The sequence below is a fragment of the Pseudomonas sp. SD17-1 genome (assembly GCF_029201585.1).
GTDB lineage: Bacteria > Pseudomonadota > Gammaproteobacteria > Pseudomonadales > Pseudomonadaceae > Aquipseudomonas > Aquipseudomonas palmensis.
In genome coordinates this window covers 3,295,783-3,308,366 of sequence record NZ_CP104044.1, presented here as the reverse complement: position 1 = coordinate 3,308,366, position 12,584 = coordinate 3,295,783, and the positions used below count along the sequence as shown (strand labels likewise).

Annotated in this window: 11 protein-coding genes; 2 read left to right on the top strand and 9 right to left on the bottom strand. The window is 66.0% G+C overall.

The genetic code is table 11. The annotated features are described in order from the left end of the window. Window positions 1-78: 78 nt before the first annotated feature. The 4 genes from N0B28_RS15020 to N0B28_RS15005 form a co-directional block, all read right to left on the bottom strand. Complete coding sequence (locus N0B28_RS15020) at window positions 79-666, bottom strand: biliverdin-producing heme oxygenase (protein ID WP_275727161.1); 588 nt, start codon at window positions 664-666, stop codon at window positions 79-81. Window positions 667-970: 304 nt separating this feature from the next. Then, window positions 971-1,660: a hypothetical protein gene (locus tag N0B28_RS15015; protein WP_054915400.1), complete on the bottom strand. Its 690-nt coding sequence runs from the start codon at window positions 1,658-1,660 to the stop codon at window positions 971-973. Window positions 1,661-1,894: 234 nt separating this feature from the next. Further along, window positions 1,895-2,587 (bottom strand): N-acetyltransferase, encoded by a 693-nt coding sequence (locus tag N0B28_RS15010; protein WP_116054480.1) that lies wholly within the window; start codon window positions 2,585-2,587, stop codon window positions 1,895-1,897. 137 nt (window positions 2,588-2,724) lie between these two features. Continuing rightward, on the bottom strand, window positions 2,725-3,438 hold the full coding sequence (locus N0B28_RS15005; protein WP_229589264.1) for a GNAT family N-acetyltransferase: 714 nt from the start codon (window positions 3,436-3,438) through the stop codon (window positions 2,725-2,727). 369 nt (window positions 3,439-3,807) lie between these two features. On the opposite strand from N0B28_RS15005, the gene N0B28_RS15000 reads away from it, so the two are divergent. Further along, window positions 3,808-5,001 (top strand): sugar transporter, encoded by a 1,194-nt coding sequence (locus N0B28_RS15000; RefSeq protein ID WP_275727155.1) that lies wholly within the window; start codon window positions 3,808-3,810, stop codon window positions 4,999-5,001. Between the two features lie 5 nt (window positions 5,002-5,006). Here N0B28_RS15000 and N0B28_RS14995 read toward each other — a convergent pair whose 3' ends face one another. Further along, on the bottom strand, window positions 5,007-6,530 hold the full coding sequence (locus N0B28_RS14995; RefSeq protein ID WP_253086984.1) for an FAD-dependent oxidoreductase: 1,524 nt from the start codon (window positions 6,528-6,530) through the stop codon (window positions 5,007-5,009). A 112-nt stretch (window positions 6,531-6,642) separates the two neighbouring features. Between N0B28_RS14995 and N0B28_RS14990 the strand changes: the two genes are divergently transcribed. Beyond that, on the top strand, window positions 6,643-7,095 hold the full coding sequence (locus tag N0B28_RS14990; RefSeq protein WP_275727151.1) for a GNAT family N-acetyltransferase: 453 nt from the start codon (window positions 6,643-6,645) through the stop codon (window positions 7,093-7,095). On the opposite strand, the gene fdhE is transcribed toward N0B28_RS14990, so the two are convergent. Genes fdhE through fdnG form a run of 4 tightly spaced genes read right to left on the bottom strand, consistent with a single transcriptional unit; the run spans window position 7,092 to window position 12,583 of the window. Beyond that, a complete protein-coding gene (gene fdhE / locus N0B28_RS14985; protein WP_043862961.1) occupies window positions 7,092-7,982 on the bottom strand; it encodes a formate dehydrogenase accessory protein FdhE in 891 nt (296 codons plus the stop codon). The two genes, N0B28_RS14990 and fdhE, sit on opposite strands and share 4 nt — an antisense overlap. Beyond that, complete coding sequence (locus N0B28_RS14980; protein ID WP_043862960.1) at window positions 7,979-8,626, bottom strand: formate dehydrogenase subunit gamma; 648 nt, start codon at window positions 8,624-8,626, stop codon at window positions 7,979-7,981. Before N0B28_RS14980 ends, fdhE begins: the two co-directional genes overlap by 4 nt. Then, the gene (fdxH, locus tag N0B28_RS14975; RefSeq protein ID WP_269210608.1) at window positions 8,623-9,513 is read right to left on the bottom strand and encodes a formate dehydrogenase subunit beta; all 891 of its coding nucleotides are present in this window, start codon (window positions 9,511-9,513) and stop codon (window positions 8,623-8,625) included. Before fdxH ends, N0B28_RS14980 begins: the two co-directional genes overlap by 4 nt. 19 nt (window positions 9,514-9,532) lie before the next feature. Next, entirely contained in the window at window positions 9,533-12,583 is a 3,051-nt protein-coding gene (gene fdnG, locus N0B28_RS14970; protein ID WP_123752496.1) for a formate dehydrogenase-N subunit alpha, read from the bottom strand. Window position 12,584 lies beyond the last annotated feature (1 nt).

The following is a 12,584-nucleotide window of genomic DNA, read 5'->3' as shown; positions in this document are numbered from 1 at the left end:
ACTCGATCGCCGGCAAGGCCGGCTCCTGCAGGATCATCGTGAACCCTGCAGGAGCCGGCGAAGACGTCGCCACAGGCCTCAGCCGAAAATGTCGCGCACGCTGCTGCGATAGAACTCGAACGCCGCCAGCGCCCCATCCACCGCCTGGCGCTCCTGTTCCTCACTCAGCACCAGTGCATCGATCAACCCCACGAACTGGCGCCACTGCAGCGCACGCCCGTCCGGGTGCGGCGCCAGATGCCGGGCGCCACGCTGCGCGTCCAGCCCCAGTTGCTGGGTCTGCCTGAACAGAAACGCCGCCCCCAGGTTCGAGCCCTCGCTGCAGTACAGCCAGCCCAGTGCTTCAGCTGGCGCAGACAGCTGCACAGGGGCCGGTACACCGGGCACCGGCAGGCCAAGGTCGCGCAGGTCGGCCTGCACTGCCTCGAACCGCGACAGCGCCGCCAGCCCGGGCAATGTGCGGTTCAACTGCGCATCGCCATACAAGGCTTGAAGGCTGCCATGAAAGCGGTGCTGCACTTGCAGAAACAATGCATAGCGCTCGCGGCTCTCGAACGGTCGAACGCCCAGCACCAGCGTATCGACACTGTCGTGCTCGCGGCGGCTGGCGGCCTTGAGGCGTTGGCAGCGGCCGGGTTCGGGCGCAGGGGAGGCGGGGGCATTCATGGTCGGGGTCTCATGTCGGCAGTGAGCAGGCATTGGTAATGCCAATGCCTAGACTCTCTCGCGCCATTGTCGTTCCGTGCAGCACCCGGCCTGCCAGGCGAGCGTCTTCAATGCGTGGATCTGCAATGGAATCTTCATCCCGGGTCATTCGTCTCTGAACTGCATTCGTGGGCGTCATGGCCGGCGGATGCTTGCATGCGCTCCAGGTACGGTCAAGCGCCGCGCAGGGCGGGTAGATGCGGGGTTGAGCAGGGATGTCGAGCAGGCCCCTGCACCCGCAGCGCGGGCGCAGGGGCTGCCAGGTTCATGCCGGTGCGGCGGCTGTCTTGACTGCCCGCGGCTTGCGCAGCTGTTCCAGGCGTGAACCGCTGTAGGTGGTCTCGCGGAAGAACTTCCAGCGCCCGAACAGGCAGTACACGTGCGCCACGCGCCCCTGTTCGTGATAACCCATGCGCAGGTGCAGCTTCATGGCCGGTACGTTGTGCGTCTCGACCACGTCCACCACCTTGTTGCAGCCCTGGGCCTGCATGGCCGCCCACAGGTTGACCTGGGCATCCACCGACAGGCTGGTGCCGAAGTACGACGGGGTCATCTCGCCGCCGAACTCGAAGAACTCGCCCTCCTTGACCGGGAAGGTGCAGCCGTAATAGTGACGGTCCAGGTAGTCGCGCTTGCTGCCCCAGATGAACGCCACCGCATTGTCGGCATCGTCCAGGTACATGTGCCCGGTGTGGCCTTCGCGGGCAAGCTCGGCCATGGTTTGCACACGGTCGCCGAAGTGGCGGGCAAAGGCGACGGCGTTGTCCTCGGTGATGGTCACCAGGCGCACCGGCTTGTGCGGTCGCAGGTTGTGCGGCGGTACCGCACTGACCAGGTCGCGCTCCATCCACAGCAGTTCCCAGTGATAGAACACATGGCGTTCCCAGAGGGTTCTGGCGACGCGGCGAAGGCCTTTTCTTCTGATCTTGTCGCGCACGTTCTGCAAAGCACCCATGGTGCCTCCTTGCCGGATAGGGCGGATGAAACGGTGGGTTTGATGAAATCTTTTTCATGGTATAGCCCAGCGTTTTGACGGCGTGTCAAAAAGCCATCGCAGCGGTTGTTTCAAAATATGTGTAACAAGGGTGAACCGCTCTACACCGGAGGTTACCGGCATAGAGCAGTTGATCGGAAAGGTCTGACGCTTTTTTGACGATTTAATGGCGCCTGAATCAAGGCGCGGTTCTGCTCAGGCGATGAAGGTGTCAGGGGCCCGTGGCCGGGCCCGCGGCGCCAGGTGAGCGAGGCGCTTGCCGCTGTAGTGGGTGGTGCGCGAGAACCGCCAGCAACCGAACACTCTGTAGGCGTGGGTGATGCGACCCTGTTCCTGATAATCCAGCTGCAGGTGCATCTTCACCGCCTGCACGTTGTCCAGCGCCACCACATTGACGATGCGCGTACACCCCTTGGCCAGCATGGTGGACCACAGGTCGAGCTGGGCCTGGGTCGACAGGCCTGTACCGAAGTAGGCGCGGTCGACTTCCCCGGCAAACTGGAAGTATTCGCCCGGCTGCACCGGGAAGGTGCAGCCGTAGTAATGGCGGTCGTGGTAATCGCGGGTGCTGGCCCACACCATCGCCACCGCGTTGCCGTGGCTGTCCACGTACATGTGGCCGGTGTGGCCCTGTTCGGCGAGGTCGGTCATGGCCTGCACCTGGCCAGGGAAGTAACGGCTGAAGGCCTCGGTATTGTGGGGTGTTATCGCTACCAGGTGCACTGGCGGGCAGGTACGCCTGCGTTGCGCGGCGACGGGCGCAAGGGGGCTGCGCTGCAACCACACCAGTTGCCAGTGCGAGAAGATGTAGCGGCGCCACAGCGGGCGAAGCGCACGCAGCAAGCCTTTTTGTCTGATGCGCTGGTGGGCGATTTCGATCAATTGCATGAGAACTCCGACAGGTTTTATTCCAGGAGCTCCGATTAGGCGTCCACCGGCAGTTGCATGCCATCGGCCTTCTCTACAGCCCCGGTAAGCTGAAGGTCATGCGCGCTGCATGACCTTGCAACCCGGGGCGTAGGCGCTCAGGCGTCGGTGTCGTGCAGCTGCGGCGCCGGCTCGCTGTCGGCCTTGCGTCTGGCTCGCGGGGCCAGGTGGGCCAGGCGCGAGCCGCTGTAGTGGGTCACGCGGGAGAAGTACCAGCGCCCGAAGAACCTGTACGCGTGGGTGATGCGACCCTGTTCGTGGTAGTCCAGGTGCAGGTGCATCTTGACTGCCTGTGCGTTGTCCAGCGCCACCACCACCACGATGCGCGTGCAGCCTTTGGCGAGCATGGCCTCCCACAGCTCGGTCTGTACCCGCGTGGACAGGCCGGTGCCGAAGTAGGCGCGCTCGACTTCGCCGGCGAACTGGAAGTATTCGCCGGGCTGTACCGGGAAGGTGCAGCCGTAGTAGTGCCGGTCGTGATAGTCACGGGTGCTGGCCCACACCATCGCCACCGCGTCACCGGCTTCGTCCAGGTACATGTGGCCGGTGTGGCCTTCGCGTGCAAGGTCGTTCATGGCCTGCAACTGGCCGGGGAAATGGCGCGCGAACGCGTCGGTATTGCTCGGGGTGATCTGGACGAGCCGCACGGGAGGGCAGGGGCGGGTGCGTTGTCGAGGCACCCTGGCCAACGGGTCGCGGTCCAGCCACACCAGTTGCCAGTGCTGGAACACGTGGCGTTGCCACAGCGGGCGCAAGGCGCGACGCAGGCCTTTTTGTCTGAGACGTTGGAGCAGTTGCGAAACTAGGCGCATACGGCCTCCTGGCAGATCCGGTACTCAAGGGACCCCGATTAGGCGTGTGTCGGTAAACCCTGACCATCGGACAATGCTGCAGCCCTTGTCAGGCTTTGCACTACTACGGGCTCATGACAAAGACACTGCATGTCCGTGGCAAGTTTCATCGGTGGGGCCGGCGCGGCGCGGCGAGCGTTATTGTCGCCCCCCCGACGCATGACGTACCATCGGGCCTGCGACCCGCACCTACCTATAACAACCTTCTGCAGCGCAACACCCAGGCCGCCGGCCCAGGGGTGGCTTTTGCCTGCGCGCCTTTTGCCGCGCAGGTTTCATTGAACCCAGGGTCGCGTCTGACGCGCCCGCCCCGGAGCCTTGCCCCGTCCGATGAACAACCCCGCAGATACCCGTAATGGCAGCTGGCTCAGCGTTTTCGCGCTGGCCCTGGCTGCATTCATCTTCAACACCACCGAGTTCGTGCCGGTGGCCCTGCTCAGCGATATCGGCCGCAGCTTCGACATGCCCACCGCCCAGGTCGGGCTGATGCTGACCATCTATGCCTGGGTGGTGTCGCTGGCCTCGCTGCCGATGATGCTGATGACCCGCAACATCGAGCGGCGCAAGCTGCTGGCGTTCCTGTTCGTGCTGTTCATTGCCAGCCATGTGCTGTCGAGCATGGCCACCAGCTTCGGCATGCTGCTGTTCAGCCGCATCGGTATCGCACTGGCCCACGCGGTGTTCTGGGCCATCACCGCGTCGCTGGCGGTGCGGGTGGCGCCGCCGGGCAAGCAGGCCAAGGCCCTCGGGGTGCTGGCCACCGGCACCACCCTGGCCATGGTGCTGGGCATTCCGCTGGGGCGAGTGGTGGGCGAGGCGCTGGGCTGGCGCACCACCTTCATGGGCATCGCCGGGGTCTCGGTACTGACGTTGCTGTGGCTGATGCGCTCGCTGCCGCGCCTGCCCAGCCAGAACTCCGGTTCGCTGCGCAGCCTGCCGATGCTGCTCAAGCGGCCGGCGCTGATCTCGGTGTATGCGTTGGTGGTGCTGGGCATCACCGCGCAGTTCACCGCCTACAGCTACATCGAGCCGTTCAGCCAGCAGGTCGCGGCGATGAGCGGCGAAATGACCACCATCCTGCTGTTGCTGTATGGCGGGGCGGGCATCTTCGGCTCGATCCTGTTCAGTCGCTACAGCGAGCGTTTCCCGCGGGGGTTCGCGATTGGCGCCATCGGCGCCATCGCCCTGAGCCTGTTGCTGCTGGCCCCGCTGGCAGTCAACCCGACCCTGCTCTGCGCGCTGAGCATGGTATGGGGCATGGCGATCATGTGTTTCAGCCTGGCCCTGCAATCGAAGGTGCTGGTGCTGGCTTCCGATGCCACCGACGTGGCCATGGCCATGTTCTCGGGGCTGTACAACGTGGGCATCGGTGGCGGGGCATTGCTGGGCAGCCTGGTCAGCACCCACATGGGCCTTGGCGACATCGGCCTGGTGGGCGGCGCGGTCGCGGTCAGCGGCCTGGTGCTGTGTTGCGTGACCACCTACCGCTATGCCGGGGTGCTGGGCGCCGACAAACCGGCGTAAGCACCTCACCAGGGGCGCAGGCCCCGCTCGCTGAAGTAGCGCTCCACGGCGGCGGTGGAGGCCGAGGGTTCGGCCAGCGCCACGTAGCTGTCGGGGCGCAGCAGGTACAGCGCGTTGCGTGCCAGGCCGGCGGCCGTGCAGGCGGCCGACCAGGGGTAAACCTGCAGTGGCAGCTGGCGTGCGGCGCACCAGGCACTCAGTTCCTTGCTGGCCAGGCCGTACACGTGCACCTGCCAGCCCAGGTGCGACAGCGCGCTGAAATTGTCGTGTTCCTGCGTCACCACCCAGGGCAGGCGGTCGCCGCCCTGTACATGGCCGGCGCTGCCGAAGCTCAGCGGCATCAGGCGGTAGTTCAGGCCCAGTTGCGAGACCGTGCGAAACAGCAGGCTGCGCGCCTTGGCGAATGCCGCCATGCGCGGTATCAGCACCGGTGCCAGGCGCGTACGCAACAGGTTGGCGATGCTGCCATCGGCGGTAGCGAAGGTGAACACCTGGTCGGTGGTGGCCACCAGGCGCCGGGCGAAGGCCATGCGCTCGACCGGGTAGCTGTCGAGCAGGTCGTCGTGGGCCTTGCCCTTGAGTACGCTGCACAGCTTCCAGGCCAGGTTGATTGCATCGCCGATGCCGGTGTTCATGCCCTGGCCGCCGGCCGGGCTGTGCACGTGCGCGGCGTCGCCGAGCAGGAAGGCGCGCTGCTGGCGGAAATGCCCGGCCACGCGATGGTGTACGCGGTAGGTGGAAAACCAGTTGACCTTGAGCACCTGCAGTTGCAGGTGCTCGATGGCACGTTGGCTGACATCCTCGAAACGCAGTTGCTCGGGGTGTTCGGCGCGTGCGTCGCGCACCGTGCCGATCAACCGCGCGCGGCCTGTGCCGGCCAGCGGGAACACCGCCAGAAAGTCCGCCTCGTCCAGGTCCACGTGCAGCTCGCCGTTCATGGGCGGGCCGCTGGCATCCACGTCGGCCACATAGAACAGCTGCTGGTAGGTGCCGCCGGGGAAGTCGACATGCAGGCCGTTGCGCACGCTCGAATGGGCGCCGTCGCAGCCGGCCAGGTAATGCGCCTCGCAGTCTTGCTCGCTGCCGTCGGGCAGGCGCAGGCGTGCGCTGACGGTGGTGTCGTGCTGGGTGAAACCGAGCAGTTCGGTGCTGCGTTCGACCTCCACGCCAAGGCCGCGCAGGCGCTCGATCAGCAGGTTCTCGTGCTGGTCCTGCGGGTAGATTTCGAGAAAGGGGTAGGGCGTGAGGTTGGCGCCGATGCTGTCCAAAGGCAGGCGTGCGGCGGGCTCGCCCTTGACCCAGAGGTTGGCGGCGGGCACCTGGTGGCCGGCGCCAACGACCGCGTCGGCCAGGTCCAGTTGGCGGTACAGCTCCAGGGTGCGGGCTTGCACGGCGAGCGCGCGGGAGGTGGTGCCGGCGGCGCTGGTCCTGTCGAGGATACGTACCGAGATGCCCAGCTTGCTCAGCCACAGGGCCAGGACCAGGCCGGTGGGCCCGGCGCCGATGATCAGGACGTCAGAGTGGGGCATGGCGCGGTCCTCCGGGAAGGTGCGGTGGCACTGACAAGTGTAGATGCAGGTGGCCACACCCCTCATCCAATTCGGTGTACCTTTGCATCCCCCCAACGCCCAGAGCACACCCATGATCGACTGGCTCAGCAACCACCCACACCACAGCGATACCCTGGCCCGCTGGCTGCACGAGCAGTTCGCCTACGAATACGCCGATGTACCGCTGGCCCAATGGCAACAGGAGTTCGCCCATGGCCAGACTGACGGCAGCCTGTGCAGCCTGCTGGCGCTGGATGACGGCAACCTGCTGGGCAGCGCTTCACTGGCCCGCGACGACCTGCCCCTGCGGCCCGACCTGAGCCCGTGGCTGGCCTGCGTGTTCGTCAGCCCGCAAGCCCGCGGCAAAGGCCTGGCCGAAACGCTGATCGAGGGCATCTGCACCAAGGCCAGGGCCCTGGGGCACACGCACCTCTACCTGCACACCCACGACCGCGCCGAGTACTACCACAAGCGGGGGTGGCAGTACCTCGAGCAGTTCCAGGCCTGGGGCAAATCACACTGGCTGATGCAGTACCCGCTCTAGCCCGGGAACAGAAACGGGTTCACGCCGCTGCGATCGAACCCCTGGCGCTCCACCTCGGCATCCAGCGCGATCGAGGCCAGGTCATCGGCCACCAGCTCAAGGTCGCGCTCGTGCTCGGGGTAGAACACCTTCAGGTAGCTGTGGCAGTCGTCGCAGCTCTCGGCCTTGATCGCGGTTTCATGGGTATCCAGCGACCAGTAGTCCAGGCTGCCGGTCTCTTCGCAGTTGCTGCACTTGAGCCGCACCATGTGCCAGCGGCTCTCGCACAACCCGCAGTGCAGGTAGCGCAGCCCGGCCTGGGCACCGGTCATGATCACGCTGGCCACCGGCGCCCCGGTGCACACCGGGCAATGCTGGCGCTGCTCGCCCACGCCGGCATTGCCGATGGCGGGCAGGTGCGCCGCCAGCTGGGTGAAGTACAGCGACAGGGCGGCCCACAGGAACAGCGCCTGACCGCTGTCGATTTCGCTGAAGCGGCCTGCCAGCAACGCATCGGCCGCCACGTCCAGGGCGGCCTCGCCCTGCGCACACAGGCCCTGCAGGGTGGCGTGTTCGATGTGCTCGCCAAGCCCGCGCAACAGTTGCTGCCAGTAGGCATCGCGCGGCAGGCTGGCCCAGGCCAGCGGCGCCTTGCCGGCGGCTACCCGCCCGGCCAGGCTGCTCACCAGCGTTGCCGGTAGCGGCAGGCGTTCGAGCAATTGCTGCTGGGCATCGGCCACCTGTGCTACGAACCGCAGGTAGTCGGCCATCGGGTGCCCCTCGGCCAGCTGACGCAGGCGGGTGGCGCGCTGGCGGTAGCGCTCGCCCAGGGTCGGCAGCAGCACGGCAGGTATTTCGCCAACGCCGGCGCTACGCTGCTCGGCAGGGGTCATCTGGATGCTGTTCATTGCTGCTTGCCACTCCCGCTCTGCTTGTTGCTGATCTGCCGGTACCAGCGGTCATGGTGGGTCTTGGCCCAGCTGCGGCTCACATACCCGGTGACCATGCCGCGAATCGAACCCTTGACCCAGAACGCCAGGTACGCATGGCCGATGATCAGCAGGATCAGGCAGATGCCGGCAATGGCGTGTACCAGCAGGCCGATGCGAATCGACGGGATGCTGAACCACGGCGCGAAGTAAGGCCGCCAGATCACCACGCCACTGACCAGCAGCACGCTGATCAGGCCCATGATTCCCCAGAACAGGATCTTCTGCCCGGCGTTGTACTTGCCGATCTGCAGCGCCGGCTCGTGCTCGCCGGCCAGCACCTGGCGCACGTTCCTGAACCACGCGAGGTCTTCACGCTCGGGCAGGTTGTACTTGACGAAGCGCACGAACAGGAACGCCAGCAGCAGGAACACCACCACCCCGAAGAACGGGTGCAGGATGCGCGCCAGCTGCGGGGTGCCGAACACGGCGTTGAGCCCGTTGAGCGACGGGAAGAACCACGACAGCCCCGACAGGGCCACGGCAAGGAAGCACAGCACCATTACCCAGTGGCTGGCACGCTCGATGAAGCGGGTGCGCAGGATCAGTTTGTCCTTGTTCATGCGTGGGTGTCCTCCTCGTGTTTCTCGTCGGCTTCCTCGACCTCATTCGGCCCCACGCCTACGTAGTGGAACAGGGTGCCGGCCAGGGTAGCGAAGAAGGCCACGGCCGCCACCGGCTTGAGCCAGCCCTTCCAGCCATGGATGGCGCTGCTGATGCGCGGGTCGGTGGGCAGCTTGTGGTACAGGTGCGGCTTGTCGGCGTGCTGCAGCACGTACACCACGTGGGTGCCGCCCACGCCCTGCGGGTCGTAGATGCCGGCGCCGGCAAAGCCGCGGCCCTGCAGCTCGGTCACGCGCTCGCTGGCCTGGTGCAGCATGTCCTGCTTGCTGCCGAAGTTGATCGCACCGGTGGGGCAGGTCTTGACGCAGGCCGGCTCCTGGCCGACCGACACGCGGTCCACGCACAGGGTGCACTTGTAGGCCTTGTTGTCCTTCTTGCTGATGCGCGGCACATCGAACGGGCAGCCGGCGATGCAGTAGCCGCAGCCGATGCAGTGGTCGGACTGGAAGTCGACGATGCCGTTGGCGTACTGGATGATCGCCCCCGGTTGCGGGCAGGCCTTCAGGCAGCCCGGGTCGGCGCAGTGCATGCAGCCGTCCTTGCGGATCAGCCACTCGAGCTTGCCGCTTTCATCTTCGACTTCATCGAAGCGCATCAGCGTCCAGGTTTCGGCCGACAGGTCGGCCGGGTTGTCGTACACGCCGACGTTGTGGCCGACCTCGTCGCGCAGGTCGTTCCACTCGTTGCAGGCCACCTGGCAGGCCTTGCAGCCGATGCAGATGCTCACGTCGATCAGCTTGGCCACTTCGGCCTGGTGGTCGCGCGCGCGCGGCGCCGGGGTCAGCACGTTGGTGGCCGAGCGCTTGATGATGTCTTGGGATTGCATGGACATGAAGTTCGCTCCCTCAGGCCTTTTCGATGTTCACGAGAAACGCCTTGTATTCCGGCGTGTGGGTATTGGAATCGCCCACCCCCGGGGTCAGGGTATTGGCCAGAAAGCCCTTGCGCGTGGTGCCTTCATAGCCCCAGTGGCAGGGGATGCCGATGGTATCGACGTCCTGCCCGTCGATGGCCAGGCGGCGGATGCGCTTGGTCACCACAGCCTTGGCCTTGATGTAGCCACGCTGGGTGCTGACGCGCACCAGGTCGCCCTGCACGATGCCCTTGTCGGCGGCCAGCTTCTCGCCGATCTCGATGAACTGCTCGGGCTGCACGATGGCGTTGAGCCGCGCATGCTTGGTCCAGTGGCGGAACAGCTCGGTGATCGAGTAGGTGGTGGCCACATACGGGAACTGCTCGCGGCTGCCCATGCGCTTGCGATCGCTTTCGTACACCCGCGCGGTGGGGCTGTAGGTCACGTTCGGGTGCAGCGGGTTGTTCGCCAGCGGGCTTTCGGTGGGCTCGTAGTGTTCGGGGAACGGCCCGTCGTTCATCGCGCCCACCGAGAACAGCCGGCCCAGGCCTTCAGGCAGCATGATGAACGGGTTGGTGTTGCTGCCCGGTGCAGCGGTGACGGCGAAGTCCGGCACGTCCACGCCGCTCCAGCGCGCCCCGTCCCAGCCGATCAGCTTGCGCTTGGGGTCCCACGGCTTGCCCTGGGGGTCGGCCGAGGCGCGGTTGTAGAGAATGCGCCGGTTCTGCGGCCACGCCCAGGCCCAGCCCGGGGTGCAGCCCAGGCCGCTGTCGGCGTTGTCGCGCCGTGCCATCTGGTTGCCCTTTTCGGTCCAGGAGCCGGCGAAGATCCAGTTGAAGCTGGCAGTGGTGCCGTCGTCGCGCAGCTGCGAGAAGTCGTCGAGCAACTGGCCCTTGCGCAGAATCAGGTTGCCCTGTTCGTCGTGCAGGTCGGCCAGGGCGCGGCCGTTGGATTCCTTGGCCACTTCCTCGGGCTTGGGGTCGAACGGGTCGGCGTAGTCCCAGGCCATGTTGAGGATCGGCGCGGGGTTGGCACCGCCTTCCTTCTCGTACAGCTCACGGATCTTCAGGAACAGGTGGCCGAGGATCTTGCCGTCGTGCCAGGCCTCGCCGGGCGGCGCAGCGCCGGCCCAGTGCCATTGCAGCCAGCGCCCGGAGTTGACGATCGAGCCGTCTTCCTCGGCAAAGCAGGAGGAGGGCAGGCGGAACACTTCGGTCTGGATCGCCGCGGTGTCCACGTCGTGCTCCTCGCCGTGGTTCTGCCAGAAGCTCGAGGTCTCGGTGGCCAGCGGGTCGATGATCACCAGGAACTTGAGTTTCTCCAGCGCGGCTTGGGCCTTGTTCTTGTCCGGGAACGCCGCCACCGGGTTGAAGCCCTGGGCGATGTAGCCGTTGACCTTGCCCTCGTACATGCGGTTGCTGTAGTTGAGCACGTCGTAGCTGTCGTCCCACTTGGGCAGCCAGTCGAAGCCCCAGTCGTTGTCCTTGGTGGCCTTGTCGCCCCACAGGCTCTTCATCAGGCTGACGAAGAACTTGGGGGTGTGCTTGTAGTAGTTGACCTGGTCGGGCAGCACCGCGCTGGGCGTGGTCTGCTTGAGGTAGGTGGCCAGGTCGGTCTGCGCATCCGATGGCAGGTTCATGTAGCCGGGCAGGCGCAGCGAGAGCAGGCCCAGGTCGGTGTAGCCCTGGATGTTGGAGTGGCCGCGCAGGGCGTTGACCCCGCCACCGGCCATGCCGATGTTGCCCAGCAGCAGCTGGATCATGCCCGAGCCTCGGATCATCTGCGCGCCGTTGGTGTGGTGGGTCCAGCCCAGGGCGTAGAGGAAGGTGGCGGTCTTGTCCGGGGCACTGGTGGTGCCGAGGATCTCGCAGATCTGCAGGAAGTCGGCCTTGGGCGTGCCGCAGACGTTGGTGACCATGTCCGGGGTGTAGCGGCTGACGTGGGCCTTGAGCAGGTTCCACACGCAGCGCGGGTGGCTCAGGGTCATGTCGCGCCTGGCGAAGCCGTCGGCGCCCAGCTCGTAGGTCCAGGAACTGCGGTCGTAGCTGCGCTTGGCCGGGTCGTAGCCGCTGAACAGGCCGTCGTCGAAGCTGTAGTCCTCGCGCACGATCAGGCTGGCGTTGGTGTAGGCGCGCACGTAGTCGTGCTGGATCTTGTCGTGGGTGATCAGGTAGTTGACCACGCCCATCAGGAAGGTCACGTCGGAGCCGGCGCGAATCGGCGAGTAGATGTCGGCCACGGCGGCGCTGCGGTTGAAGCGCGGGTCCACCACGATGACCTTGGCGCCATTGCGGATCTTGGCCTCGATCACCCACTTGAAGCCCACCGGGTGCGCCTCGGCGGGGTTGCCGCCCATGATCAGCACCACGTTGGCGTTCTTGATGTCGACCCAGTTGTTGGTCATGGCGCCGCGCCCGAAGGTCGGCGCCAGGGCCGAGACGGTAGGGGCGTGGCACACACGGGCCTGGCTGTCGGTGCCCAGGATGCCCAGGGCGCGGGTGAAGCGCTGGTCCAGCGAGCCGGTTTCGCTGCTGGCGGCCGAGCTGCACAGCATGCCGGTGCTCAGCCAGCGGTTGACCGTGGTGCCCTTGTCGTTCTTCTCGATGAAGTTGGCGTCACGGTCGTCCTTCATCAGGCGTGCGATGCGCTCGATGGCGTGATCCCAGCTGATGCGCTGCCATTTGTCCGAGCCAGGGGCGCGGTATTCGGGGTAGAGCAGGCGTTGTTCGCTGTGGATGTAGTCCACCAGGCCCGCGCCCTTGGGGCACAGCGAGCCGCGGCTGACCGGGTGATCGGGGTCGCCTTCGATGTGGAAGATACGCGCCTTGGCGTTCTTGGCGCCGTCGCCAAGGCTGTACATCAGCACGCCGCAACCCACCGAGCAGTAGGTGCAGTTGTTGCGGGTTTCCTTGGCGCGCAGCAGCTTGTACTGGCGTGATTGGGTGGCCTGGGCCATGCCCGGGGCGAAGCCCAGGCTGGCCGCAGTGGCGGTGGCAGCGCCGACGGTGCACAGCTTGAAGAACTGTCTTCTGCCCAGTCCCATG

Coding starts and splice junctions, on each gene's coding strand:
- N0B28_RS15020 (WP_275727161.1), bottom strand. CDS start 666: ATGAATGCCCCCGCCTCCCCTGCGCCCGAACCCGGCCGCTGCCAACGC.
- N0B28_RS15015 (WP_054915400.1), bottom strand. CDS start 1,660: ATGGGTGCTTTGCAGAACGTGCGCGACAAGATCAGAAGAAAAGGCCTT.
- N0B28_RS15010 (WP_116054480.1), bottom strand. CDS start 2,587: ATGCAATTGATCGAAATCGCCCACCAGCGCATCAGACAAAAAGGCTTG.
- N0B28_RS15005 (WP_229589264.1), bottom strand. CDS start 3,438: ATGCGCCTAGTTTCGCAACTGCTCCAACGTCTCAGACAAAAAGGCCTG.
- N0B28_RS15000 (WP_275727155.1), top strand. CDS start 3,808: ATGAACAACCCCGCAGATACCCGTAATGGCAGCTGGCTCAGCGTTTTC.
- N0B28_RS14995 (WP_253086984.1), bottom strand. CDS start 6,530: ATGCCCCACTCTGACGTCCTGATCATCGGCGCCGGGCCCACCGGCCTG.
- N0B28_RS14990 (WP_275727151.1), top strand. CDS start 6,643: ATGATCGACTGGCTCAGCAACCACCCACACCACAGCGATACCCTGGCC.
- fdhE (WP_043862961.1), bottom strand. CDS start 7,982: ATGAACAGCATCCAGATGACCCCTGCCGAGCAGCGTAGCGCCGGCGTT.
- N0B28_RS14980 (WP_043862960.1), bottom strand. CDS start 8,626: ATGAACAAGGACAAACTGATCCTGCGCACCCGCTTCATCGAGCGTGCC.
- fdxH (WP_269210608.1), bottom strand. CDS start 9,513: ATGCAATCCCAAGACATCATCAAGCGCTCGGCCACCAACGTGCTGACC.
- fdnG (WP_123752496.1), bottom strand. CDS start 12,583: ATGGGACTGGGCAGAAGACAGTTCTTCAAGCTGTGCACCGTCGGCGCT.